This is a genomic window from Spirosoma liriopis, from assembly GCF_023196085.1.
Lineage (GTDB): Bacteria > Bacteroidota > Bacteroidia > Cytophagales > Spirosomataceae > Spirosoma > Spirosoma oryzicola.
Window position 1 is genome coordinate 839,800 of record NZ_JALPRF010000001.1, and the last position, 23,697, is coordinate 863,496.

General features: G+C 48.2%; 19 protein-coding genes and 1 tRNA gene. 15 read left to right on the plus strand and 5 right to left on the minus strand.

The annotated features are described in order from the left end of the window. The first annotated feature begins 113 nt into the window (after positions 1 to 113). Both M0L20_RS03560 and M0L20_RS03565 read left to right on the plus strand, forming a co-directional pair. Positions 114 to 446 carry a hypothetical protein gene (locus tag M0L20_RS03560; protein ID WP_232559484.1) on the plus strand — a complete coding sequence of 111 codons (333 nt, stop codon included), beginning with the start codon at positions 114 to 116 and terminating at the stop codon, positions 444 to 446. A gap of 150 nt (positions 447 to 596) precedes the next feature. Continuing rightward, complete coding sequence (locus M0L20_RS03565) at positions 597 to 1,124, plus strand: hypothetical protein (RefSeq protein ID WP_248475751.1); 528 nt, start codon at positions 597 to 599, stop codon at positions 1,122 to 1,124. A 23-nt stretch (positions 1,125 to 1,147) separates the two neighbouring features. Here the strand turns inward: M0L20_RS03565 and M0L20_RS03570 are convergent, their stop codons facing one another. After that, entirely contained in the window at positions 1,148 to 2,140 is a 993-nt protein-coding gene (locus tag M0L20_RS03570; RefSeq protein WP_248475758.1) for a chemotaxis protein CheB, read from the minus strand. A 706-nt stretch (positions 2,141 to 2,846) separates the two neighbouring features. On the opposite strand from M0L20_RS03570, the gene M0L20_RS03575 reads away from it, so the two are divergent. Further along, a complete protein-coding gene (locus M0L20_RS03575; RefSeq protein WP_248475760.1) occupies positions 2,847 to 3,014 on the plus strand; it encodes a hypothetical protein in 168 nt (55 codons plus the stop codon). Between the two features lie 321 nt (positions 3,015 to 3,335). Here the strand turns inward: M0L20_RS03575 and M0L20_RS03580 are convergent. Further along, positions 3,336 to 3,420: transfer RNA gene (locus tag M0L20_RS03580), tRNA-Ser, on the minus strand. Positions 3,421 to 3,594: 174 nt separating this feature from the next. On the opposite strand from M0L20_RS03580, the gene purL reads away from it, so the two are divergent. Both purL and M0L20_RS03590 read left to right on the plus strand, forming a co-directional pair. Continuing rightward, on the plus strand, positions 3,595 to 5,826 hold the full coding sequence (gene purL, locus M0L20_RS03585; protein WP_248475762.1) for a phosphoribosylformylglycinamidine synthase subunit PurL: 2,232 nt from the start codon (positions 3,595 to 3,597) through the stop codon (positions 5,824 to 5,826). 12 nt (positions 5,827 to 5,838) lie between these two features. Further along, on the plus strand, positions 5,839 to 6,399 hold the full coding sequence (locus tag M0L20_RS03590) for a D-sedoheptulose-7-phosphate isomerase (RefSeq protein WP_232559489.1): 561 nt from the start codon (positions 5,839 to 5,841) through the stop codon (positions 6,397 to 6,399). Between the two features lie 39 nt (positions 6,400 to 6,438). Here M0L20_RS03590 and M0L20_RS03595 read toward each other — a convergent pair whose 3' ends face one another. The 3 genes from M0L20_RS03595 to M0L20_RS03605 all read right to left on the minus strand — a co-directional run bounded on the left by M0L20_RS03595 (position 6,439) and on the right by M0L20_RS03605 (position 10,262). Then, positions 6,439 to 7,149: a sulfite oxidase-like oxidoreductase gene (locus M0L20_RS03595; protein WP_248475764.1), complete on the minus strand. Its 711-nt coding sequence runs from the start codon at positions 7,147 to 7,149 to the stop codon at positions 6,439 to 6,441. A gap of 42 nt (positions 7,150 to 7,191) precedes the next feature. Further along, entirely contained in the window at positions 7,192 to 8,265 is a 1,074-nt protein-coding gene (pheA, locus tag M0L20_RS03600) for a prephenate dehydratase (protein ID WP_232559491.1), read from the minus strand. Between the two features lie 98 nt (positions 8,266 to 8,363). After that, on the minus strand, positions 8,364 to 10,262 hold the full coding sequence (locus tag M0L20_RS03605) for a DNA topoisomerase IV subunit B (protein WP_248475766.1): 1,899 nt from the start codon (positions 10,260 to 10,262) through the stop codon (positions 8,364 to 8,366). Positions 10,263 to 10,514: 252 nt separating this feature from the next. Between M0L20_RS03605 and M0L20_RS03610 the strand changes: the two genes are divergently transcribed. From M0L20_RS03610 to M0L20_RS03655, 10 genes are all read left to right on the plus strand, one after another. Beyond that, positions 10,515 to 13,145 carry a polysaccharide biosynthesis/export family protein gene (locus tag M0L20_RS03610; RefSeq protein WP_248475770.1) on the plus strand — a complete coding sequence of 877 codons (2,631 nt, stop codon included), beginning with the start codon at positions 10,515 to 10,517 and terminating at the stop codon, positions 13,143 to 13,145. Between the two features lie 13 nt (positions 13,146 to 13,158). Then, positions 13,159 to 14,271: a GumC domain-containing protein gene (locus M0L20_RS03615; protein WP_232559494.1), complete on the plus strand. Its 1,113-nt coding sequence runs from the start codon at positions 13,159 to 13,161 to the stop codon at positions 14,269 to 14,271. Between the two features lie 45 nt (positions 14,272 to 14,316). Beyond that, a complete protein-coding gene (locus tag M0L20_RS03620; RefSeq protein WP_232559495.1) occupies positions 14,317 to 15,147 on the plus strand; it encodes an ABC transporter permease in 831 nt (276 codons plus the stop codon). Positions 15,148 to 15,224: 77 nt separating this feature from the next. Then, positions 15,225 to 16,481 carry an ABC transporter ATP-binding protein gene (locus M0L20_RS03625; RefSeq protein WP_248475771.1) on the plus strand — a complete coding sequence of 419 codons (1,257 nt, stop codon included), beginning with the start codon at positions 15,225 to 15,227 and terminating at the stop codon, positions 16,479 to 16,481. Positions 16,482 to 16,529: 48 nt separating this feature from the next. Beyond that, positions 16,530 to 17,624 (plus strand): DegT/DnrJ/EryC1/StrS family aminotransferase, encoded by a 1,095-nt coding sequence (locus M0L20_RS03630; RefSeq protein WP_248475772.1) that lies wholly within the window; start codon positions 16,530 to 16,532, stop codon positions 17,622 to 17,624. A 41-nt stretch (positions 17,625 to 17,665) separates the two neighbouring features. Then, the gene (locus M0L20_RS03635; protein ID WP_248475773.1) at positions 17,666 to 19,747 is read left to right on the plus strand and encodes an ArnT family glycosyltransferase; all 2,082 of its coding nucleotides are present in this window, start codon (positions 17,666 to 17,668) and stop codon (positions 19,745 to 19,747) included. Between the two features lie 70 nt (positions 19,748 to 19,817). Then, positions 19,818 to 20,522, plus strand: a complete 705-nt coding sequence (locus M0L20_RS03640) for a WbqC family protein (protein WP_248475775.1) — start codon at positions 19,818 to 19,820, stop codon at positions 20,520 to 20,522. A gap of 65 nt (positions 20,523 to 20,587) precedes the next feature. Then, positions 20,588 to 21,241 carry an acetyltransferase gene (locus M0L20_RS03645; protein WP_232559500.1) on the plus strand — a complete coding sequence of 218 codons (654 nt, stop codon included), beginning with the start codon at positions 20,588 to 20,590 and terminating at the stop codon, positions 21,239 to 21,241. A 136-nt stretch (positions 21,242 to 21,377) separates the two neighbouring features. Continuing rightward, on the plus strand, positions 21,378 to 22,508 hold the full coding sequence (locus tag M0L20_RS03650) for a glycosyltransferase family 4 protein (protein WP_354004158.1): 1,131 nt from the start codon (positions 21,378 to 21,380) through the stop codon (positions 22,506 to 22,508). 54 nt (positions 22,509 to 22,562) lie between these two features. After that, positions 22,563 to 23,681 carry an acyltransferase family protein gene (locus M0L20_RS03655; RefSeq protein WP_248475779.1) on the plus strand — a complete coding sequence of 373 codons (1,119 nt, stop codon included), beginning with the start codon at positions 22,563 to 22,565 and terminating at the stop codon, positions 23,679 to 23,681. Positions 23,682 to 23,697: the final 16 nt, after the last annotated feature.

Consider the following 23,697-nt stretch of genomic DNA (forward strand, 5'->3'; position numbering starts at 1 on the left):
AGGTACTATCAAAAATAGTGTAGCTCTGAACAGCAACAAATAGTAAAAAACAGTGGCAACATAAGTGACTCCTGATTAATTCGTCAGTCAATAAGTTACAAACTACCTTAGTTATGGATACGCAGGATACGATCAAGTACAAATATGAAGCGTTAAAAGCGGCCAGCGTTTCACAGGATCTTGGCACAATAAACGATCTTGTCGTTGATATTCTTTCGTTGCTCCATAAAGAATGGAGTAGCGTAGCTGGTATTCAGAAAGATACGTTTGAAGAGGCTTATTGTCAGGTAGATAACACATTCGCTGCTCATAAAAAAACAAAGCAGGACACCAGCAACAGCAGTTATTTGAATGAAATCGGCCTGCAAATTGGTCGTGACTTGTATCCGGTTCTATCCTCCCCCACCCGACGCTCGCCCGTAAAAAATAAGTATACCATAAGCTAACCTGTTTTACCATGTAGCCTCTACTGAGTACAAGGTGACATTTTACCGGGCTGGTTGCCCATAACCTCACTTTCTGTTTGTTAGGTGGCAAGGCTATTAAAGAGTCTGGTTATCATCTTGTTGGATTTTATATTCTTACTTCTGGCAGCGATGATGCTCTTTATTAATGGAACCAGCCGGGGCATCCAGTGCTCAAACTTAGGTTATTGGGTAAAAGACTACGAGTCGGCTTTCGAAACGTTAACGCAGTTGGTAGCTGAGCAGTGGACCTTGCAGGAGGCTACCATTGTCGATGAGCATAATCGAATGAGCATACCCGTAGAAGCGTTTGACGGGCAACCAATCCAAGTACACATTCACACCCTGCAACAACAATGGAACCGCATCTTGTTCGCTAAACCCGAACTGCTAGAACTATCGGACGAACAATGGCTCAAAAATCACTTCACCCAGCTAGATACGTATTATAAGGACATGTTGACGCATTTAGAAAAAATGATTGTCCTGTACGAAATAAGAAAAACAAAGCTGAATGTTATGCGTGACAAAGACCTTAGAACTCGCGTAAGAGCACAGTATGACCTGCTGTTGGAAGGCAATAAAAGAATGTACAAACAGATAAGAAACAGCCGTCAGAAAAACCAGATTCGGCTCAATCGATTTGACAAGGAAACGTAGCTACATAACTGCTCTGCTGTTTGTTAAGCTTCGTCTATTGCTATCGTTCGAATTTTGAACGCTTGCTGCTGAGCATCTTCCGCTTTCTGCCAGTACGTTTGGGCAGCTTCAGGATTGCCCCCTTCGTCAAACGCTTGGGCCGCCTGGTTCATCAAGATCGTTACTTCGTCCAGGCTACGGACAGCACTCCATAACGAATCTTCTACACCTTGTTTTATTTCGGCCAACAACGAACTGGCTGTATAAGCATGGCCGGTATGGCAGCGGTACCGGATAATCGTACCCTCCCGGATGCTGACCAATGAACCATGACATTGCGGACAGGTTAACGGCGTTAACTCTCCTTCTTGCAAAATATTCATAGCAAATGCACTATCAGTCATTGCGGTTTTAACTTCTGTTTCCATTCGCTTACGCTCTAGCCCGGAGAGAGTCGGTTGCGGGCTGACATCCTGCTGAATCAGTTCACTCAGTAAAGGAGCTAACTGAGCCAGTTCAACAACATAATCGACTTCTACATGCTGCTGGACACTTTCGGGCATACTGGGATACATGGCTTCCTCAGGCTGCTGAATAACGCTTATTCCGCCTAGCCGCTTGATCGACCACATGCCGGACGTTCCGTCGTCGAGCAGCCCTGTCAGGACAATACCAATCACGCGTGGACCGTACGTATAGGCAGCAGAACGAAATAACGCGTCAATAGACGGACGAAAGCGGTTCTCTTTTGGTCCTTTCTTGACTAATACACGATCTTCTTCTATGAGCAAATGATGGTCAGGCGGAGCGACATAGATATGTCCTGTTTTAATGGACTCTCCATCGACCGCATGAGACGCGGGTAACTTACCAGAGAAATTAAGAATCGTAGGTAAGTAGCTGGTCGTATAAGGTGCCACATGCTGAACGATGAAAATTGAAGCGGATAAGTCGGCGGGTAGCGTAGCAGCTAGCTCTTTGAGAGCGTAAATGCCACCGGCTGAAGCGCCGATTACGATAATGTCACGTTTAGCCATATACTGATAGTGGAGTAAGTCCTACTATGACAGGGTCCTAAGACAACAGGTTTGTAAGAACCCCTGATAAGCTGAATTAGTGAGGCAAAGGAGTTTATTGATACTGCTTAATTAGCACACCAAAATCTGCTTCGGGACGTTCGTCTTTACGTGGCTTTTCGATATTACCTGGCTAGGTAAACATCCTGATGGTAACATAAGAATCAGGCAAACGGACGAAAAAATAAAGCCCGAACCAGTTCAGGTTCGGGCTTGTTCATGTCTTAACGTTGAGTGAGAAGCAATCGATCTATAGCTAGGCTACATATAAAAGTAGCGAACAACTGAAGTTTGAAGTAATCGTATGAATCATCGTTTGCCTAAATCATGCCACATAAGCTTTCTATACGTAATTTACTGTATATAAGCACCTTGCGACTTGGTCCACAAGTATGAAATAGCTAATATTGTGGCTTTTTTACTCAATAGTGTACTGACAAGCACACATACCAGGTGTACTTGCTGAAAGTAATCTTGTTTGTGCGTTACAATTTTCGACTCGATTTTTGATGCAGCTATAAACCCATTAGAGAAGTACTATCATATGAGGCAAATTGAGGATATTAAAAAGACTAGTTCATATAATTATTAAGATATTTCCATATAAAATAAATCGGTAACAAAACTATTTGCGTTTATATACCACATACCACTTCACTAATTAGCTATGAATAAGAATAAGCCAAAGCTCAGACCAGATCAGGTGTCTAAAGAAGGTCTTAGCATCCAGGAGTTTACGAATCTGTTTGCTCAATATAAAAGAGCGATGTACGAAAGCCTGTACCAGCCAAAAGTAAATCTCCAGCCTTTGTATTGTCCACTACCCATTCGATAAGTTGTATAAAAAGCGTTTTACCGAACAACGTAAAAACGGTCTGTGCACAATCAATGATTAGATCTTCTCATTAGCAGAAATCTATATACCTCTCTCTACTAGCTGTAAATAGGCATGTCCTTCTATAGCTAGCAGAGGAATTTTGCGGCAATATTGATAATGCTTGACAATTGTTAGGCTAAGTCGAAAGGCATTCAGAAGACTATTGTATGCGTAGTCTATAGTGTAGATAACTGTTGCGTTACTTGCATCATTACCAAACAGCAGAAAGCCCGATACGAAGTTCGTATCGGGCTTTTGTTATTCATTGTATCTCTTTTGCAGAGAGAGAGGGATTCGAACCCCCGGACCTGTTACAGTCTTCGGTTTTCAAGACCGACGCAATCGACCACTCTGCCATCTCTCTTTACGGGTGCAAATATACGAACGTTTTGAGATTTGTCAACCCATAACGGAACATTTTAGGGCAAAAAGCGTAATTTTGGGCAATGTTTAAAGAGCGAAAACGTAAATGAGCGGATGTACAGTACGCTTCCATTACTCATAAACCTTTTCCTCTTTCATTCTTTCGCTCTTTATAATGGACGCAACAGAATCGTTACCCACGCTTGACACTGCCCGCAAACTGGGCTTGCTCCCCGACGAATTTGACCGTATCAACCAGATCCTGGGTCGTCAGCCAAATTTTACTGAACTGAGTATCTTCTCGGTAATGTGGTCGGAACACTGCTCGTATAAGAACTCCATCGTCTGGCTTAAGACCCTCCCCCGCGACTCGGAGCGGATGCTGGCAAAAGCCGGAGAAGAAAACGCCGGACTGGTTGACATTGGCGACGGGCTAGCCTGCTCGTTTAAAATCGAATCCCACAACCACCCTTCCGCCCTGGAACCTTACCAGGGTGCTGCAACAGGCGTTGGTGGTATCAACCGCGACATTTTTACGATGGGCGCGCGACCCATTGCCCAGCTCAACTCGCTCCGTTTTGGTAGCCTCGATCTGCCAAAAACCAAACGGTTGTTGCGCGGTGTCGTCAAAGGGATTGGCGATTATGGCAATGCATTCGGTATTCCGACCGTTGGTGGTGAAATCTATTTTGACGAGTGTTACAACACAAACCCCCTCGTCAATGCCTTTTCAGCAGGTATTGTTGAGGTCGGTAAAGTAGCAAAAGCCACTTCGTACGGCGTCGGCAATCCAGTATTTATCGTTGGCTCGGCAACGGGCAAAGACGGTATCCACGGGGCTACGTTTGCGTCGGAAGATATCTCGGCAGCATCGACGGATAAGTTGCCTGCGGTTCAGGTGGGCGATCCGTTTATGGAGAAGCTGCTGTTGGAAGCCACGCTCGAAATTATTGCAACGGGCTACGTGATCGGCATTCAGGATATGGGTGCGGCTGGTATTATCTGCTCGACATCTGAAATGAGCGCCAAAGGTGAGCACGGCATGATTATCGACCTGGATAAAGTGCCTACGCGCCAACCTAACATGGCTCCTTTTGAAATATTGCTTTCTGAATCGCAGGAACGAATGCTCGTTGTGATTGAGAAAGGAAAAGAATCCGTTATCCAAGCTATTTTCGACAAGTGGGATTTGAACTGCGCGCAGATCGGTGAAGTAACCGATACGCAACGCCTGCATTTCTACCGTTATGGCGAACTCGTGGCCGATGTTCCGGCTTATGATCTTGTGCTAGGTGGCGGGGCTCCGCAATATCATCGCGAATACAGCGAACCGGCCTATATCAAAGAGTACGCCAAATTCGATCCATCGGACGTGGATGATCTGGAAAAAGATGAGCTCAAAGAAGTAGCCCAGCATCTGCTGTCGCACCCGAATATCTGCTCCCGCAAATGGGTCTACGAACAGTATGACTCGATGGTAGGTACTGCCAATCGGAGCACCAATGCGCCTTCTGACGCTGCTATCGTGCGCGTAAAAGGTTCTGACAAATCCATTGTTATTACGGTTGACTGCAACAGTCGCTACGTCAATGCCAACCCGCGCAAGGGAGCAATGATCGCCGTTGCCGAAGCCGCCCGGAACATTGTTTGTTCGGGTGGTGAGCCGCTGGCCGTTACCAACAACCTGAACTTTGGTAATCCTTACGTGCCGGAGGTTTACTGGCAGTTTGTGGAAGCCGTACAGGGTATGGGTGAAGCCTGCCGCCGGTTCAGTACGCCCGTGACCGGTGGTAACGTTAGCTTCTACAACCAAAGCTCTGATGACGGTCCGGTCTTCCCGACACCAACCATCGGCATGCTGGGCCTGATGGAAGATCCGACGCACCAGATGACACTCGATTTTAAGAATGAAGGCGATTTGATTTTCCTGGTGGGTCCTATAACCGATGATATTGCTTCGTCGGAATACCTGTACTCATACCGGGGTATCAAAGCGTCTCCGGCACCAAGTTTCGATTTCGAAACCGAATGGCGTGTTCAGGAGTCGATCAAAACCATGATCCGCAACGGTTGGATTCAGTCGGCGCACGATATTTCGGACGGTGGCCTGTTCGTTACGCTGGCTGAGTCGGCAATGGCGGGAGGTAAAGGATTCCAGATTGAAACCGATGATCGCTATCGGTTGGACGCGTTCCTGTTTGGCGAAAGCCAGAGCCGGGTCGTTGTTTCCGTTTCGCCCGACAAGCAGCATCTGGTCGCCAATTATCTGGAAGATACGATCCTTCCTTTCCGGTACCTGGGTAAAGTGACGGCGGGCGGTTTTGACGTTGACGACGTGGCCATTGCCGACTTCGCCGACGCAAAAGCTCTTTACGATAACGCACTGGGCAAGATCATGGGCAACTAACTCCGTATAGCCATGAATAAAGCTTATTTTGAAGCGTACCTAGAACGCCAAAAAGCCGCTTACGATGCCATTCCAATCGATCAGGTTGAACGAATCATCAACCTGATCAAAACGTGTTGGGAAGAAGATCGGCAGCTTTTTGCCTTTGGCAACGGGGGAAGCGCGTCAAACGTATCGCATTTTATCACCGATCTCGGCAAAAGTGCGTCCGATTGCATGGGCAAGCGTTTTCGCTGTCATTCCCTGAATGAAAGTATTTCGTGGATAACAGCCTTAGGAAATGATTATGCCTACGAAGATGTGTACGTGCAGCAACTGCATAACTACGCTCAACCCGGTGATCTGGTACTAACGCTCAGCGTTAGCGGTAATTCCCCCAATGTGGTCAAAGCTGTCCACTGGGCCAAGGAACATGGGCTGAAAACGGTAGCGTTAGTCGGTGGTAAAGGGGGCCGTTTAGCTGCTATCGCGGACGAGGTGATTATCGTTCAGGATGAGCATTACGGTCGTGTCGAAGATGCGCAGATGACTATTTGTCACATGCTTTGCTACGGCTTTATTGATACAGTGTAGAAAAGAAGTAAGTAGAGACGTAAAATACGTCTCTACTTATCATGAATAGCGGTCATTCCGCCAGGGGTAAGCGGTATTGGAATAGCCGCGTTCTTCCCAGAACCCTAGCTGGTTCTTTGTCAGAAACTCAATTCGCTTAATCCACTTCGACCCTTTCCAGGCGTAAAGCTGCGGAGTAATCATGCGCAATGGTCCACCGTGTTCGCGAGCGAGTGGCTGACCGTCGGCGGTATGAACGAGCAATACGTCGAGCTTCAAGGCTTCTTCCAGCGATAGATTTGTCGAGTAACCGTCGTATCCATAGCACATTACGTGCGTCGCCGTTTCTTTGGGTTCGGCCAGAGCTGCCAAATCCATGAACCGAACGCCTACCCAGGGTACGTTCAGCCGAGACCAGGTGGTCACGCAATGAAAATCACTCGTGTCCTCAACCTGTGGTAAAGCCATCAGATCGTCCCACTTGAGCCGAACGGGGTTGTTTACCTCACCGTCGATGTTTAGCTGCCATTTGTCGAGTGGGATGTTTGGCTGGTAACCAAGATCCAGAACCGGCCATTTGGCCGTTACCGTTTGCCCAATCGGTACAGTAGGCATTCCATGTCGATTTAGCGGGCCGGTGCCACGGGGCGTCTCATCGATCATCGATGGCGTCTGGGCGATTTTCTCCTCAAACCGTCGTTTCAGCTTCATCCGGGCTTCAACGATCCGGTCAAGTTTATCCGTCTGTCCGGATGGTGTGTTCGTGTCCATACGTTTACTGTTTCCTATACAACTACAAACGACAGGGGTAGTTTAAGCGACCCGAACGTAACTTCCCAGTAGCTTAACTTCGGCAGCGTGGTGGTTTAGAATTTCCTGCAAAGCCGGTTCGTCCGAGTGACCTTCGCACTCAATCAGGAACCAGTAGCGGAACGTCGCACCTTCCCGCAGGGGACGGCTTTCGATCTTGGTCAGGTTGATTTTACGTGCGTTAAATTCCTGAAGAAACTCCGCAAGTACCCCCGGCGATTCGGTATTGGCAAGCTTGGCAATGAGGGTGGTCTTGTCGCTACCGCTTGGCTGATTCTTAAAGTTTTTTGCCAGAATCAGAAATCGCGTCCGGTTGAGGTCGCTATCTTCAATGTTATCAAACAGAATCGGAACGTCGAACAACTTGGCTGCAATATGCGAACAGACTGCCGCCGTATTCGGCTCCAGCGCAGCTAGTTTGGCAGCTCTCGATGTCGACTCAACCGGAATCAACTCCGCCTGTAGCCCTTCGAACGAATCTTTAAGAAATTTGCTACACTGCCGGAACGCAATGTCCTTGGAATAGATATGCGTGATGCTAGCGAGATTATCAGCTTGGGAAGCAAAGGTAAAATGAACCGGTATCTGCGCTTCAGCCGCGATGGATAGATCTTTTTCGAGAAGTAGGTCGATGGTTTCCAGTACCACCCCTTCCTGGTTGTTCTCGATAGGAACGACCCCAAAGCGTACTCTGCCGGTTTCCACGCTTTCAAACACTGAGCGGATGGTAGGTAACGCCATGTATGCGCTCATAGCCCCAAAACGACTCTCGGCGGCCTGATGCGTAAAGCTTCCTTCTGGTCCCAGGAAGGCTACTCGTTCGGGTAGTTCGAGGTTACGCGAAACGGCAAAGATTTCGAGAAAAATAGCTTCGATGGCTGAGCGGTTCATTAAACCGTCGTTCATCTGCTGCAAACGGTCTATTATTTGCTTTTCGCGCTCGGGCCGGTAGATAACGGTATTGGAGGAGCGCTTTAGCTCGCCAACCTGACGAACCAGCTCCATTCGTTGGTTCAACAACGAAAGTAGCTGATCATCAATGGTATCGATGCTATTACGGAGGGATTCGAGAGTCATTCTACTACGGTTTCAGCTTTAAGTTTTCAGTTTTCGGCCACGCTGATTTGCAAATGACCCACTGAAAACTGAAAACTCAAAAACTGTAAACCTAAAACTTACGCTAAAGCGGCATCTTCGATGTCTTTTTCAATGCGGAGGTTATCGATAATGAACCGCTGACGGTCGGGCGTATTCTTGCCCATGTAATAACTGAGCAGCTTGGAGATTGAGGTTTCTTTCTCCATAATCACCGGCTCCAGACGCATGTTTTCGCCGATGAACAGTCCGAACTCTTCCGGCGAAATCTCCCCTAGTCCCTTGAACCGGGTGATCTCCACCTTTTTGCCCCCTTTGGTCAACTTATCGATGGCCGCCTGTTTCTCTTCTTCCGAATAACAATAGGTTGTCTCTTTGTGATTCTTTGGATTGCGTACCCGGAACAAAGGAGTTTCGAGAATGTACAAATGCCCGTTCCGAACCAGATCGGGGAAGAATTGCAGGAAGAAGGTCAACATCAGCAGCCGGATGTGCATGCCGTCAACGTCGGCGTCCGTGGCAATCACGATTCGATTGTAACGCAATCCTTCCAGGCCATCTTCAATATCGAGGGCGTGCTGAAGCAAGTTAAATTCCTCGTTTTCATACACCACTTTCTTGGTCAGGCCAAAGCAGTTGAGCGGTTTACCCCGCAAGCTAAATACTGCCTGCGACTGCACGTTGCGCGATTTTGTGATTGATCCACTCGCCGAATCTCCCTCGGTAATGAACAGGGTCGATTGATAGCGATCTTCCGCTTTCAGGTCGGGCAGGTGGTTGCGACAGTCACGCAGCTTTTTGTTGTGAAGACTCGCTTTTTTGGCACGATCATTGGCCAATTTCTTGATGCCAGCGAGTTCCTTCCGTTCCCGTTCCGATTGCTCAATCCGCTTTTTAAGCGCATCGCGCACGGTGGGGTTCATATGAAGAAAATCGTCCAGGCGCTCTTTAATGAAATCTTTGACAAATGAGTTGACGGACTGCGCATTCGGCTCGGGCGACATGTTGATCGAACCCAACTTCGTTTTGGTCTGCGATTCGAAGACCGGCTCCTGAACCCGAATACTGATGGCCGCAATAATTGACGCACGGACATCGGCTACGTCATAATTCTTGTCAAAGTGTTTACGAATGGTTTCAACCACAGCTTCGCGCAGGGCCTGGAGGTGGGTTCCTCCCTGGGTTGTATACTGCCCGTTAACAAACGAGTAGTATTCTTCCCCGTATTGATTACCGTGCGTCATAGCGACTTCCAGATCATGCCCTTTCAGGTGAATAATCGGGTAGCGCAAGGAGTCTTCGTCTTTTTTGGTCTTGTCCCGAAGAAGGTCGAGCAAGCCATTCTGCGAAACGTATTTTTGTTTGTTAAACGTAATGGTCAGACCCGCATTCAGGTAGCAGTAATTCCAGACCATGTTTTCCAGAAACTGCGGGATATAATGAAAATGCTTAAACACCGTATCGTCCGGCTCGAAACAGATAAGCGTTCCGTTGCGCTCGTTCGTCGGCTCGTCCCCCTGATTTTTCAGTTCGCCCCGGTCAAACTCAGCCCAGACGGTCCGACCATCACGAAATGCCTGTACCCGAAAGTAGCTCGACAGCGCGTTCACGGCTTTGGTACCGACACCGTTAAGACCCACCGATTTCTGAAAGGCTCCGGAATCGTATTTACCACCGGTGTTGATTTTAGAAACGACTTCAACCACTTTACCGAGCGGAATTCCCCGACCGTAGTCACGAACCTCGACCCGGTGATCGGTTACACGCACGTCGATGTTCTTCCCAAAGCCCATCACGTGTTCGTCAATGCAGTTGTCGATGGTTTCTTTGAGCAGAACGTATATACCGTCGTCGGCGGCTGATCCGTCGCCAAGTTTACCAATATACATGCCCGGCCGCAGACGAATGTGTTCACGCCAATCAAGGGATCGGATGCTGTCTTCGTTGTACTGCGCGGGCTGAGGTGTCTGTTCTGTCATAGACGATTTATAGGTATTTTAAAATAAAGCAACTAACGCTGCCTACTAACGTGTAAATTGTAACATTAGAAAAATCATACCAGCATGAGGTATGGAAAGAAAAGGTTCCTTACAGTAAGAAATCGTTCATAATCCGGCAAAAGTTCATTTACTTTGCCGACTGAACACAAGAAACGTACTACACAGGCAATTATGTCGTTACATACAAGCCCATACAACTGCTTAAGCGGTAGGCTTCGACATCTTAAAAATATGCAAAAAATTCGAAATAATCACAACTTCGTGTTAAAATATTTTTACGACATTACGGCTCTATTCACGCGTCAACTAAGCACTAGCCTCACCATAGTCAGTGTATTTTTATTTAGCCTGTCTGCACAAGCACAGGTAGCACCTGCCCCAGCTGCTGGCACCGGAGCAGGTAGTGGAGCTTCGGGAACATCGGGTGCGGGTGGCGTGCGTTCGGGCGCTTCTCCAGGCGCAACGCAGGGCGCGCCCGCCGGGCAAGGGGTTGCGTTGCCACCGGGTGTTAACATAAATAATCTGCCTGCCAATATCCAACAGCAAATCCGGCAACAAGCCGGACAGGGAAACGGCAGAGGAGCTAACGGCGCAACGACACCTGCCGACCAATCGACCAGTCAGAACGAGCGTAACATAGACTCGACAGGTACGGGTGTAGAAACCAACCAAAAGAATACGGCTGTAGAATCCGGTTATGAAGCCGCCCGTCGTCAAGAACAGGAAGAGCAACGGCGGAAGATATTTGGCTATTCACTTTTCAATGATCCAGCCATTCAGGCAACGTTCCAGCCTAACGTAAACATGGCGACCCCCCGGAACTACATTGTTGGTCCCGGCGATCAGCTCAACATTCGCCTGTATGGCTTTTCAGAGTTTGACTTTAGTCAGAAAGTATCGCCGGAAGGGGCTGTCTACTTCGCCAATCAAACCGGTATAGGGCCTATTTACGTCACGGGCCTGACCGTTGAACAGGCCAAAGCAAGAATGGTCAGCCGACTAGCTACCAAATTTGTCGGGCTTCGCAATTCATCGTATGGTCCGGCCAATACGTTTCTGGAAGTATCATTGGGTACGATTCGAAGCATTCGGGTAACGGTAACGGGTGATGCGGTCCGGCCTGGTACGTACACCATGTCGTCGTTGTCAACCGTTATGAACGCCATCTATCAGGCTGGTGGTCCCAACGAGCTGGGTTCGTTCAGAAGAGTACAGTTGATTCGTAACAACAAAGTTGTTGCAACGCTTGACTTATACGATTACCTGCTCAACGGCACACAACGAAACGATTTCCGTCTACAGGACAACGACAATATTCGCTTTACGACCTACCTCGAGCACGTTGAAATAACGGGAACCGTCAAGCGCAATAATATCTTTGAAATGATACCGGGCGAAACCTTTGACCGGCTCCTGTTTTACGCTGGTGATTTCGCGGCTAATGCCTACAAAGGGCGAGTTAAAGTCAGACGCTTAACGGATCGTGAATTGAAAGTAGTGGATGTCACAACATCCGAGTTTAAAACCTTCGTGATGCAGGATGGAGACTTGGTAACGGTTGAACAACTACTGGATCGTTTTGAGAACCAGGTTACCATTGAAGGAGCTGTGTACCGACCTGGTCAGTACTCGCTCGATCAGAATAAGTCTCTAAAGCAACTCATCAATTCGGCAGAGGGCCTCAAAGGCGATGCGTTTCAAGGACGCGTAAACATTATCAGAACGCGTGAAGACTTAGCCATCGAAAACATCACGGTCAATCTGGGTGATATTTTGGCAGGAACAGCTCCCGACCTTCAGCTACAGCGCGAAGACCAGATCATCATCACGTCTCGCTTCGACTTGGCCGAGCAAGCGGCTATATCCGTACAGGGAGAAGTCAATTTGCCAATCGAGGGCGTTCCCTACATGGCGAACATGACACTCGAAGATGCCTTGTTACGGGCTGGTGGTTTAAAAGAGTCAGCCGCAGCTTCGCTGGTGGAAGTTGTGCGTCGTAAAAAAGATGCTGATCCTCGTTCGTCTTCTGCACAGATTGCGGAGACGTTCCGATTCAACGTCAACCGGGATCTGTCTATCGGTGCCGATCAGAACAGATTCGTGCTGGAGCCTTTCGACCAGGTTATTGTTCGGAGATCACCTAACTACCGCGTACAAACCTATGCGAACGTAGAAGGTGAAGTGATCATACCAGGCGCTTATCCAATCCGTAGCAAAGACCAGAAAATTTCGGATCTGGTAACATTGGCGGGCGGTCTGACTCCCCAGGCCTACGTTGAAGGAGCTACACTGATTCGACGCGTACAACTCAGTGCCGATGAGCTAGCCCGGCGCCAAAAGTCGGTCGAAGACTTAGCGGAAGCAACAACTACCGGCAAAGCTGTTGTGGAAACCGAAACGCTGTCGCCTGATCAGCCTGAATCGATTGGTATCAACCTAAAGAAAATCCTAACTCAACCTGGGTCATCGGAAGACATTCTGGTGCAGGAAGGCGACATTTTACGGATTCCTAAATTATTGGAAACCGTACGGGTTCAAGGCGAAGTATTGCTACCAACAACGGTGAAATTCCGCACGGGCCAGACCTTCCAGGATTATATTTCACAATCGGGCGGCTTTACATCGAAGTCGCAACGGCGGAAGTCGTTTATTGTGTACGCGAATGGATCGGTTGACCGGACACGTAAATTTATATTCTTCAACATTTATCCAAGAGTTGAGCCCGGATCGGAAGTAATTATTCCGAAAAAGACATCTGTACCGTTGACGCCACAACAGATTCTAAGCTCTACAGCAGGTACTATCTCATCACTGCTGTCTGTAATTGGACTAGTCATTGCCTTAAGTAACGTTGCTAGATAAACCTTCTCAGGACATGAGTGCTACAAACCTGACAACAACAGATACGAATGGTCTTGCCCCGAAGGCATTGCCACCCGATCAGATTTCGCCCAAGTCCGTTGTGGTCCGTCTGTTTAAAATTAAAGACGTAGCCCGGCGTAACTGGAAGTTACTGCTAATTATGGTTGCCATTGGTGGAACCATCGGTTTCATCTACGACATCACGCATAAGAAACAGCCCGTTTACAACGCGACGATGACATTCAACCTGGGTGGCGGTAGCAGCAACAGCTCCTTTGGTGACCTGAGCGCGCTGGCTGGTGCGTTTGGTTTATCGCAGGGGGCACCGGATGCCAGCATTTTCGTTGGTGATAACTTTCTGATCTACGCCAAGTCGAGACCGGTTGTCGACAAGACATTGATGAAAACCGTTAAAATCGACGGTCGCGATACATTGCTAGTCAATTACTACATCCGACACAGCGGTATCCGGGACGAAGAATGGGAAGACAGTGACAGCCTGCGATCCTTTTATTTCACGCGAAGCAAGAAGCCAGAAGAGTACACCAAGCTTGAGCGTATTGTGATGTCACAAATATACGCGCGCATCAAGGGGGAAATGAGCGTAACGCAACCCGAGCGGAAGTCATCCTTCATGGAATTGCGTAGTGCTATGCAGGACGAGATGCTGGCAGCGTCATTCCTCGAAAATCACCTGGCAACGATTGAGCAGGACTATCGTCAGAAGCAAACGAAGAAAACAAGCGAAATGTATGAACTGCTCAGAACACGGGCCGACTCAATTGCTCGCATTCTGACTGGCACTGAAAACAAACTAGCGCAGTACATGGACCAGAACCAGCAAATGGTTGTGGCGCAGGGGCAGATTACGCAGACAAAATTGACGCGTAACTCTACCTTCTTAAGCACTATCTATTACCAGGCGTTGCAGAATGCGGAAAACATGCGCTTATCGTTGATTCGTGAAGCTCCTCTGTTTACCATCATCGAACCCGTTGAGCTACCGCTTTACAAAGAGATCATTACGCCGGTTGGTATGCAGGCTGGTATTGCACTCGGATTGATACTAGCATTTATCATTATATTTTTGCGGGAAACTTACCGTTCCGTGATGCGAGAAGGATAATACGTACCGGTTCGAACCAGTACGTATTGTCAACTCACCACCACCATGAAAACACACGAAGTAGTTATAGAACCCGGCCGCGCAGAACGGCACTATTGGCGCGATTTGTGGCGAAACCGAGAATTGCTGTATATTTTATCGATGCGCGACGTGTCGGTTCGTTACAAGCAAACTGCTCTCGGTACGGCATGGGGCTTAATCCGTCCGTTGACAACGATGCTCATCATGGTATTCGTTTTCAGTAAAATCGCCAAACTACCCGCTGACCCCGGTGTCCCCTATCCACTTATGGTCCTGGGCGGCATTACGATCTGGACGTTTTTCTCTACGGCATTCACGCAGATCAGCAATAGCGTCACGCTCAACTCTAACCTTGTCACGAAAGTTTACTTTCCACGACTGATCATGCCAATCAGCTCGATAGCCGTTAGCTTTCTTGACTTTTTGGTGTCGCTCGGTCTGTTTATTATCTTGGCGATCTGGTATCAGTTCATCCCTGACTGGCACTTGTTACTTGTCCCGTTCTTTATTGTTTTGGCCGCTTTGGCAGCCTTTGCGTTCGGGTTATTTTTTGCGGTTGTCAACGTCCGTTTTCGGGACATCGGTCAGCTTATTCCATTTATTGTGCAGGTCGGTTTTTATGCCTGTCCGATTGCCTACAGCAGCCGATTGGTAGCGATGGAACGGTGGTACCCACTGTACATTCTTAACCCGCTCGTGGGTATTATTGATGGCTTTCGTTGGGCTTTGCTCGGTGAAAAAGCGTATTTTAACCCCCAGAGTCTTTTAGCCTCCGTTATTATTGTTGGCATTTGTTTAAGTTTGTCACTTTACTTCTTCCGGAAGCGCGAGAATACGTTTGTTGATGATATATAATAGTCGCTCCTTATTGGTTACTGTTAGAATTTCTTTCTACACAAGAACCTACAAGGAACAGCTAATACCTAGATGCTATGTCCGTCATTACTGTCGAAAATATAAGTAAGCACTACATCATTGACCACCAGAAAGGCAAGGGTGTTAACACCCTGCGGGACGTACTAACTGAAAATTTAAAGCAGTTATTCGGTGGAAAAAAAGCGCAGGAGCAACATACACGAGAGGAATTCTGGGCCTTGCGGGACGTAAGTTTCTCCATTGAGCAAGGGGATCGTGTCGGTATTGTTGGACATAATGGCGCGGGGAAGTCAACGCTTCTGAAAATATTAAGCAAAATTATTGAACCCTCCTCGGGCTCCGTTCGCATTCGTGGACGAGTGGCTTCGCTGCTGGAAGTCGGAACCGGCTTTCACCCGGAGTTGACGGGTCGGGAGAACATCTACCTGAACGGCTCGTTGCTGGGCATGAGCCGCAGCGAGATTCGGAAGCAGTTTGATGAAATCGTTGCGTTTGCCGGAGTCGAGAAATTTCTGGACACACCCGTCAAACGCTATTCGTCGGGTATGTACGTCCGATTAGGCTTCGCTATTTCAGCGCACCTTGATCCTGAAATCATGATCGTCGATGAGGTGTTGGCCGTTGGTGACGCTGAGTTTCAGAAAAAGAGCTTGGGCAAAATGCGCGACAACTCGGCCAGCGGTCGAACGATTCTTTTCGTTAGCCACAACCTGACGGCGGTTCAGGCGCTTTGCAACAAAACGCTATACTTCGAGAAAGGACAGCTTGTCGAAAATGGGGAGACTAACCAGGTTATTGCAACGTACCTAAGCAAAGTCTCGAAAACCAAGCTGCTTCGGCAATGGGCAACGCCGGAAGAAGCTCCCGGCAACGATCTTGTCCGGATCAAGCGAATCGAGTTGATTCCCGACTATCAGGATGAGCTGACCCATATCGATGTGCGGACGCCGATGAAGTTTCGGTTTGAGTTCTGGAACATGATGGACCACGCCAACCTGAACTTGTCGATGCACCTTAACTCACTTACCGGCGAATGTATTTTCAACGTCGGTACGCAGTCGAAACCGTACGAAAAAGGGTTGATTGTAGGTGAGTGCACAATTCCAGGGTATTTCCTCAATGACGGCTCCTACACCATCTCGATTATGGTGGTAAAAGACACCGTTACCCCGCTCTATGTCATGGAAGAGGGTATTACGTTCGAGGTGGAAGACTATAGGGAGGGTATTGCCTGGTATGGTAAGTGGCCAGGTTACGTACGCCCACAGTTTCCTTTCGCAATGGGTATGCTTGAACCAGCAGTTGTTAAATGAGTTTTCAGTTCCTTCTGATTGCTGAACTGAAAACTGAAAACTTGACCAATGATTAACGTTACTAAATCATACCTGCCAGACTTTGACGAGTACACCAACTACCTGAAGGGGATCTGGGAACGCGTACATCTGACCAACGACGGTCCGTTACTGCGCGAACTGGAAGGAAAGTTAAAGGATGTTCTAGGCGTCAAACACCTGAAATACTGCACAAACGGCACGATTGTCCTGCAAATGGCTCTCAAGGCGATGGATATCACGAAAGAAGTGATTACAACGCCCTTCTCGTACGTAGCCACAACCAATGCGCTGCTCTGGGAAGGTTGCACGCCCGTCTTTGCTGACATTCGGCCTGATGACTACAACATTGATCCGGATAAAATAGAACCGCTCATCACCGAAAACACGCAGGCTATTATGGCTACGCACGTATACGGTAACGCTTGCCGGATTGAGCAGATTCAGGCTATTGCGGAGAAATACAAGCTAAAAGTTATCTACGATGCGGCCCATACGTTCGGCGCATCTTATCAGGGCCGCTCGGTTCTTAGCTACGGAGATATCAGCACGTGTAGCTTCCACGCCACCAAAGTTTTCCATACGGTCGAAGGTGGCTGTATTGTAACTGACGATGACGAACTAGCCCAGAAACTACATTTCTATCGTTCGTTCGGCCATCGCAACGACGATTATTACAGCATTGGTATAAACGCAAAAAACTCGGAGTTCCACGCGGCAATGGGGCTTTGCGTTCTCCCTAAAGTTCCGGATTTGATCGCGGCTCGCAAGCAGGTATTTAGCTGGTATGGCGCCCGGTTAAATTTTGAAAAAATTACGCGCCCGACGTTGACGCCGGGTGTCGATTACAATTACGCTTACTACCCGATCGTACTGGATTCAGAAGCAACGTTATTACGCGTGATGGATGCCTTGAAGGCGCAGGATATTGTGCCAAGAAGGTATTTCTATCCTTCACTTAATACGTTACCCTTCTCGGTCGGCCACCAACCCTGTCCGGTATCTGAAGATGCATCCCTGCGGGTTCTGTGCTTACCTCTGTATCCAGACCTCCCCAAGGAAGACGTTGACCGGATTGCAGCCATTGTCAATGAAGCCGTTGCTATTATGAGTGAACCAGTATAGCGAAGTGACTGGCCTTTTTTGTCAATCTATCTTTCGTTATCATGACTGTTCTTTTTCTTGCTTCGTTCTTTCTCTATATTGTTTATCTCGGACGACTCGCGACTAAGCTATGTCGTGAGTCACTTACCGAGTGGTTCCTAACGACTTTTTTGCTTGGTGCGGGCAGCACCATTCTGACCGGGTTTATTCTATCGGCGTTTTATCTTACGGCTAATACGTTTGCCTGGGCGGGTGCCGTGTTTGTAACGGCAACTATTCTCGGCTTTTTGCTGAACCGATTGATCGCACCGAGAAACCTTGCCGAACCTCAAGGTTTTTCTGTTTTGGCTCTCTGCCAGCAACGCTGGCAGACGTTCGGTGGTTGGTTTAGTGGTCTCTCCACGTACACTAAATTCCTGTTTTCAATACTTTTCGCAACGCTGTCTGTTATTGCGATTACCAATTTACTGCTGGTGTTCTTTACCGTTCCAAACGAATGGGACAGCATGACGGGGCATTTGAACCGGGTCATGCAGTATGTTCAGCGAGGAACCATGCGGCATTTCGGCGGTACAAACTGGAATATCGATACGTATCCAAAAAGCGTCTGTACACTACAGATCTATTCGTTTCTGATTACTGGCCGCTTCGAAAACGGATTTAAATTCATTCACCATCTAAGTTATTGGACGGCTATTGTTGCTGTTTTCGGCATTGTACGACGGATAGCCGCTAACCGCCCAGAGAGTACGTCGCTATCAGCCAGTTTTTTCTGTGCGCTGGCTTATGCTTTGCTTCCAGACTTTCTGATGCAGTCCATCACGACGGAAACGGACATTGTGTTGACGGCCTACCTGAGTGTGCTGCTCTATATGCTGTTCACGTATCGACAAACCCAGGATAACCGCTATCTCTGGTTGGCAGGTATGGCATTTGGTATCGCTTTTGGCCACAAAATCACATTTGCGCTACTACTACCATCGGTGTTTGTCATTATGATACACACTGTTTTTCTGTCGCCTTCCTGGGTTACAACCTTTGCACGGACCTGGCGTCTGGCCGCTGCTATTGTAGTAGGAGTTTGTCTTTGGACACTTCCAACGGGCTACCTGAAAAACATTGAGGTGTTCGGTCATCCGATTGGGCCGCCAACGGCCTTAAAACACCAATCGGTAGAACGCGCCGGATCGTTTAAAAACCTGATGGAGCAGGGAAGCCGAAACGTTGTGCGCTATGGCTATGATCACGTTAACCTGGATGGTATTCGAAATCTGAAAGTTGGCGCGGACCTGAATCATATCATGCGGCAACCGCTTGTGGTGCTCGAAGATAAGCTTCATATGCGGCTGGACGAAGAGACCGATTTTTCGATTCAACCGTTTTCCTTCGACCGCCGGTTTATTTTTTACAATGCAAACCCGTATTGGGGCGTGTTTGGCTTCGGCCTTATTTTTCCGTTGCTATTGCTGGTCCTGGTCGGCTATGTTCGATCAACGGCTCACATTTTTCTGGGAATAGCCCTACTGCTGCATTTTGTGGCGCTCTCCTACTCGGCCCCCTACGATCCGTTCAAAGGGCGCTATTTCATCGAAACCGGCTTATTCGGCGCTACTTTTCTAGCTCTTATTTTTCTCCATCCCCGTACCACAGTGGAATCGCCGGGTCGGTCTATCTGGAAAAGTTACGTGGGTTTGGTAACTGTACTTGGTTGTGTATCGGCATTGCTGTGTGTATTTCTGAATACGCGCGCCTTACCCTTTGCCTGGACAACACCCGATGGCAGGCATATTCCATCCGCATTCGAGTCGGATCGTGTTCGACAAATTACGCTTGGCCGGCCCGATACCTACGTTGCTTACAAACGTTTCGATGAGCTTGTCCCCGAAAACGCGACGGTTGCGCTCGGTACGATCAATGATGATTACGAGTATCCGCTTTATGGTCCACATCTGTCTCGTAGACTAATTGCCATTAATCCGTTTGAACAGGGACTAAAGCCTATTCCTGCGAACGCAGATTACTTATTCTTCGCCAAAAGTGTGATTGCACCCCGGCCCGGTGATATTCGGTTAGGAACCGACACAACCCTGCGCGAAGGAGTGGTTGTACCGGGCGAAGATTATTACCTACGTAAACTACACTGATGGTCCGGGAATGGCGTTGCTTTCGTAATGCGCCTGATTTCATGGACTGTCCTACTTAATTTGAAATTCGATGACTCTAGCCATCATGCAGCCTTATTTTCTGCCTTACATTGGCTACATGCAGTTGATGAACGCGGTTGATACGTTCGTGCTGTATGACGATGTAGCCTTCATTAACCGGGGCTGGATCAATAGAAACAAACTGCTTATAAACGGGCAGGAATATCTTTTTACTGTTCCGCTGAAAGACGCCAGTCAAAACAAGCCGATCAACGAGGTACACTTAGTTGACGACCCAAAATGGCGTGGAAAGCTGCTAAAAACAATCGAACAGGGTTATCGGAAGGCACCCCATTACGGAACGGTAATGCCAGTGACCGAAAAAATGGTGAATTTTACGACCGATTCAATCGCTGATCTGATTTATTTCAGCCTCGTTGAACTCAATCAGCACCTCGGCCTGACAACTCGCTTGGTACAATCGTCTACAATTTACAACAACGGTCATCTGAAAGCGCAGGAGCGCATTCTAGATATCTGCCAACAGGAAAAAGCGTCGGCTTATATTAACCCGATTGGCGGCATGGAATTGTACGACAAACCTACCTTCGCTCAAGAAAAAATCGCCTTGAGTTTTATCAAAGCGAAACGGGTCGAGTATCCCCAGTTTAATCGGAATCAGGAATTTATACCCTGGCTTTCTATTTTGGATGTGCTTATGTTCAACGATGTGACTACCGTTCGGGCGATGTTGGATGAATATGAACTCGTTTGATTAGTGAATACCTGAATGCTTAACTACCCGCGTTTGCGGTCTGATCACTCAACAATTCAGTCTATATGGCAAAGGTTATCATTTTTGGGGTAATGGATACCGCCGAGCTGGCTCACTTCTACCTTACTCACGATTCTGAACATGAGGTAGCGGCCTTCACGGTCAGCCGGGAATACATGAATGGCTCAGAATTCAAAGGTTTACCCTTGGTCGCTTTTGAAGATGTAGAGACGTTGTTTTCACCGCAGGAGTATAAATTCTTTGCTCCGATGACGGGACGGGGTATGAACCGCAACCGCGAGCGAATTTACCTTGAAGCGAAGGCCAAAGGCTACGAATTTATCTCTTACGTTAGCTCAAAGGCTACGACATTCGGTAATCCAATCGGCGAAAACTGCTTTATCCTGGAAGACAACACCATTCAGCCTTTCACCACAATTGGCAATAACGTTGTACTCTGGAGCGGCAACCACATCGGCCACCACGGACAGATTAAGGATCACGTCTTTTTTACGTCGCATGTGGTCATGTCGGGTCATTGTGTCATTGAGCCGTATTGCTTCTTTGGGGTTAACAGCACTATTCGCGATTTTCTGCATATCGCAACCGGTACGCTGGTAGGGATGGCAACTGCCATTTACAAAGACACCGACGAATGGGGTGTGTACATCGGAAACCCGGCTAAGAAATTACCGACACCAAGTCACGAAACGTATTAAGTTCATGGTTTCGGGTATATGCTACGCCTGTTAGAGCGAGAACAGCTAGAAAACCCTAAACCCACAAACGGTCTGCTACACTCTGAAAAAGTTACTGTTAATCGGCAATGATGCTAACCGGGCCGGAGCACAGCTGGTGTTACTAAACATCATGCGGTTACTGAAAGCGGAAGGATTCCAGATGCATTTGCTTTTGGGTGAAGGCGGGCCGCTTCTTGACGAGTATCGATCCGTGTGTACCGTTACGGTCTGGCCTGCATCTGACCGATATGTGATGGGCGTTTTAGCCGATAAGGTTCTGGGAAAACTAGGCTTGTGGGAACAATTTTATCAACGCCAGCAACAAAAACGTCAGGAGGAAATCCGCTCAATTCTTAAGCTAGATTCCTTTGATCTGGTGTTCGTCAATACCGTTACCAGCAGTCGGTGGTTTAGTCAGTTGGGCATTCCTGAAACCATTCCGGTGGTAACTTTTGTCCACGAACTGGCCATGTCTGTGCGGATTTACACCCGCCCCGATGAATTAGCTTATCTGTTAGGTCGAACCAATCATTTGCTGGCTGTATCCGAAGCAACCGCCCGGTACTACAAAGAAGAACATCACTTCGATCCGGCCCGCATTACGCTGTTTACGCTCATTGACACACCATCGTTGAAGCGCAACGTAGACAAGGCACGACAACAGCCCAATATCTATAAGGAGCTAGGCTTACCCGACAATGCCTTGATTGTCGGTGGATGCGGTAATGCGGAATGGCGCAAAGGAAATGATTTATTCGTAACCCTTGCCCGACAGGTAATCGGTAGAACACCCGAAGCCAACGTTCATTTTGTCTGGGTCGGCATATCGCCTGGGCCGTTGTACGACGACCTGCTGATGGACATTCAGAAAGCAGGGATCGCCGAACGGGTTCACCTGATCGCGCCCACCCCGGATGTACTGCGGTACATGAGCCATTTTGATGTGTTTGCGCTTTGTTCGCGTGAGGACCCCTACCCGTTGGTTGTGTTTGAAGCCGGTTTGAGTGAAGTACCCGTTGTTTGTTTCGACGGTGCGGGCGGCTCTCCCGAACTGATTGAAGCCGACGGTGGTTTCGCGGTTCCTTACCTCGACCTCGACGCGATGAGCAGCCGCACTGTTACGTTGTTGAATAATCCTGAACAGCGTCGGCAGATGGGGAAACGGCTTAGCGAAAAAATTCTCGAACGTCACCCTGCGCAACAAAGCATCGAAACTCTCGTAACTTTGTTTCATCAATTAACCTAGGATCACGCGTGTCACAGCCCGTCGTTGTGGCATTTTCCAAACGCAACACCGCGAATGTCCAAGATTCCTTCTGGCCATATGCCTCAGTTAGATTCCCTGCGGACATTCGCGGTGTTGCTGGTGGTTATTTACCACTGGTTTCCAACGGGCGAGGGATTCAATCGACTTCCCAACGGCACCATTGGCGTGATGGTCTTTTTCGTAATCAGCGGTTTTCTGATTACGCGCATTCTTATCGAAAACCGCAATCGGATAGCCGCAGGTCAGAGTACGCTTACCGATACGTATCGCAATTTCTTTGTCCGGCGCGCCTTACGGATTTTTCCGCTTTATTACCTCGCCATTACGTTTGTTCGCGTTTTTCATCCCGAAACATCGGACATTGACGATCAACCACTTTATTATTATCTGTACGGGTATAATATCTTGTTGAGCAAGACAGGCAACTGGGCTGATATTCTATCCCCTTTCTGGACATTAGGCGTTGAAGAACAATTGTATCTGGTCTGGCCCTGGCTTGTCTTGCTGACCCCGCGTCACCTGTTTCGGTGGGTCATTGTTGGCATGATCGTAGTGGGTGTGCTATTCCGGGGTTATGGGTATTCGCAGGGCAATCTGGACGGTGTACTGACACCTGCCAGTTTCGATGCTTTTGGGTTGGGAGCCTTGTGGGCCTACGTGGCGACCAGTCAACCCGAGGCTTTACCGTCTTTTCTGAAAAGATTATCGCTAGCAGCAGCTTTGGCATTACCCAGCTTTATTGCCCTACAGCTATTACCCGGCGATGATTTATTGGTCGTCCTGTTCCAGCGTTTATCCATTTCAGTCCTGGCCCTGTTTGTCATCGTACGAGCCAGTATGGGTATAAACGGCTTGGCCGGACACGTACTCAACAGCAAAGCCTTGCAATACGTTGGTCGCATTAGCTACGGTATCTACGTCTTTCACATGCTCGTACCGGGCTTTGTTACGCCTGTTGTCATGCGCGTACTGAATCGTGTTGGTTTAAACCTAACGCTGGGCTTCTGGTCACATCGAATTATTAGTCTTGTAATGCTATTAATCGTAGCTTCGCTGTCCTGGTACTTGTTTGAGAAGCCGATTAACGAGTTAAAACGATATTTTTCCTATACTAAATCAGTCGGTAAGTCAGTTGGTCAATCAGTGAGCTAGTTCGAAAAGCCCAGAT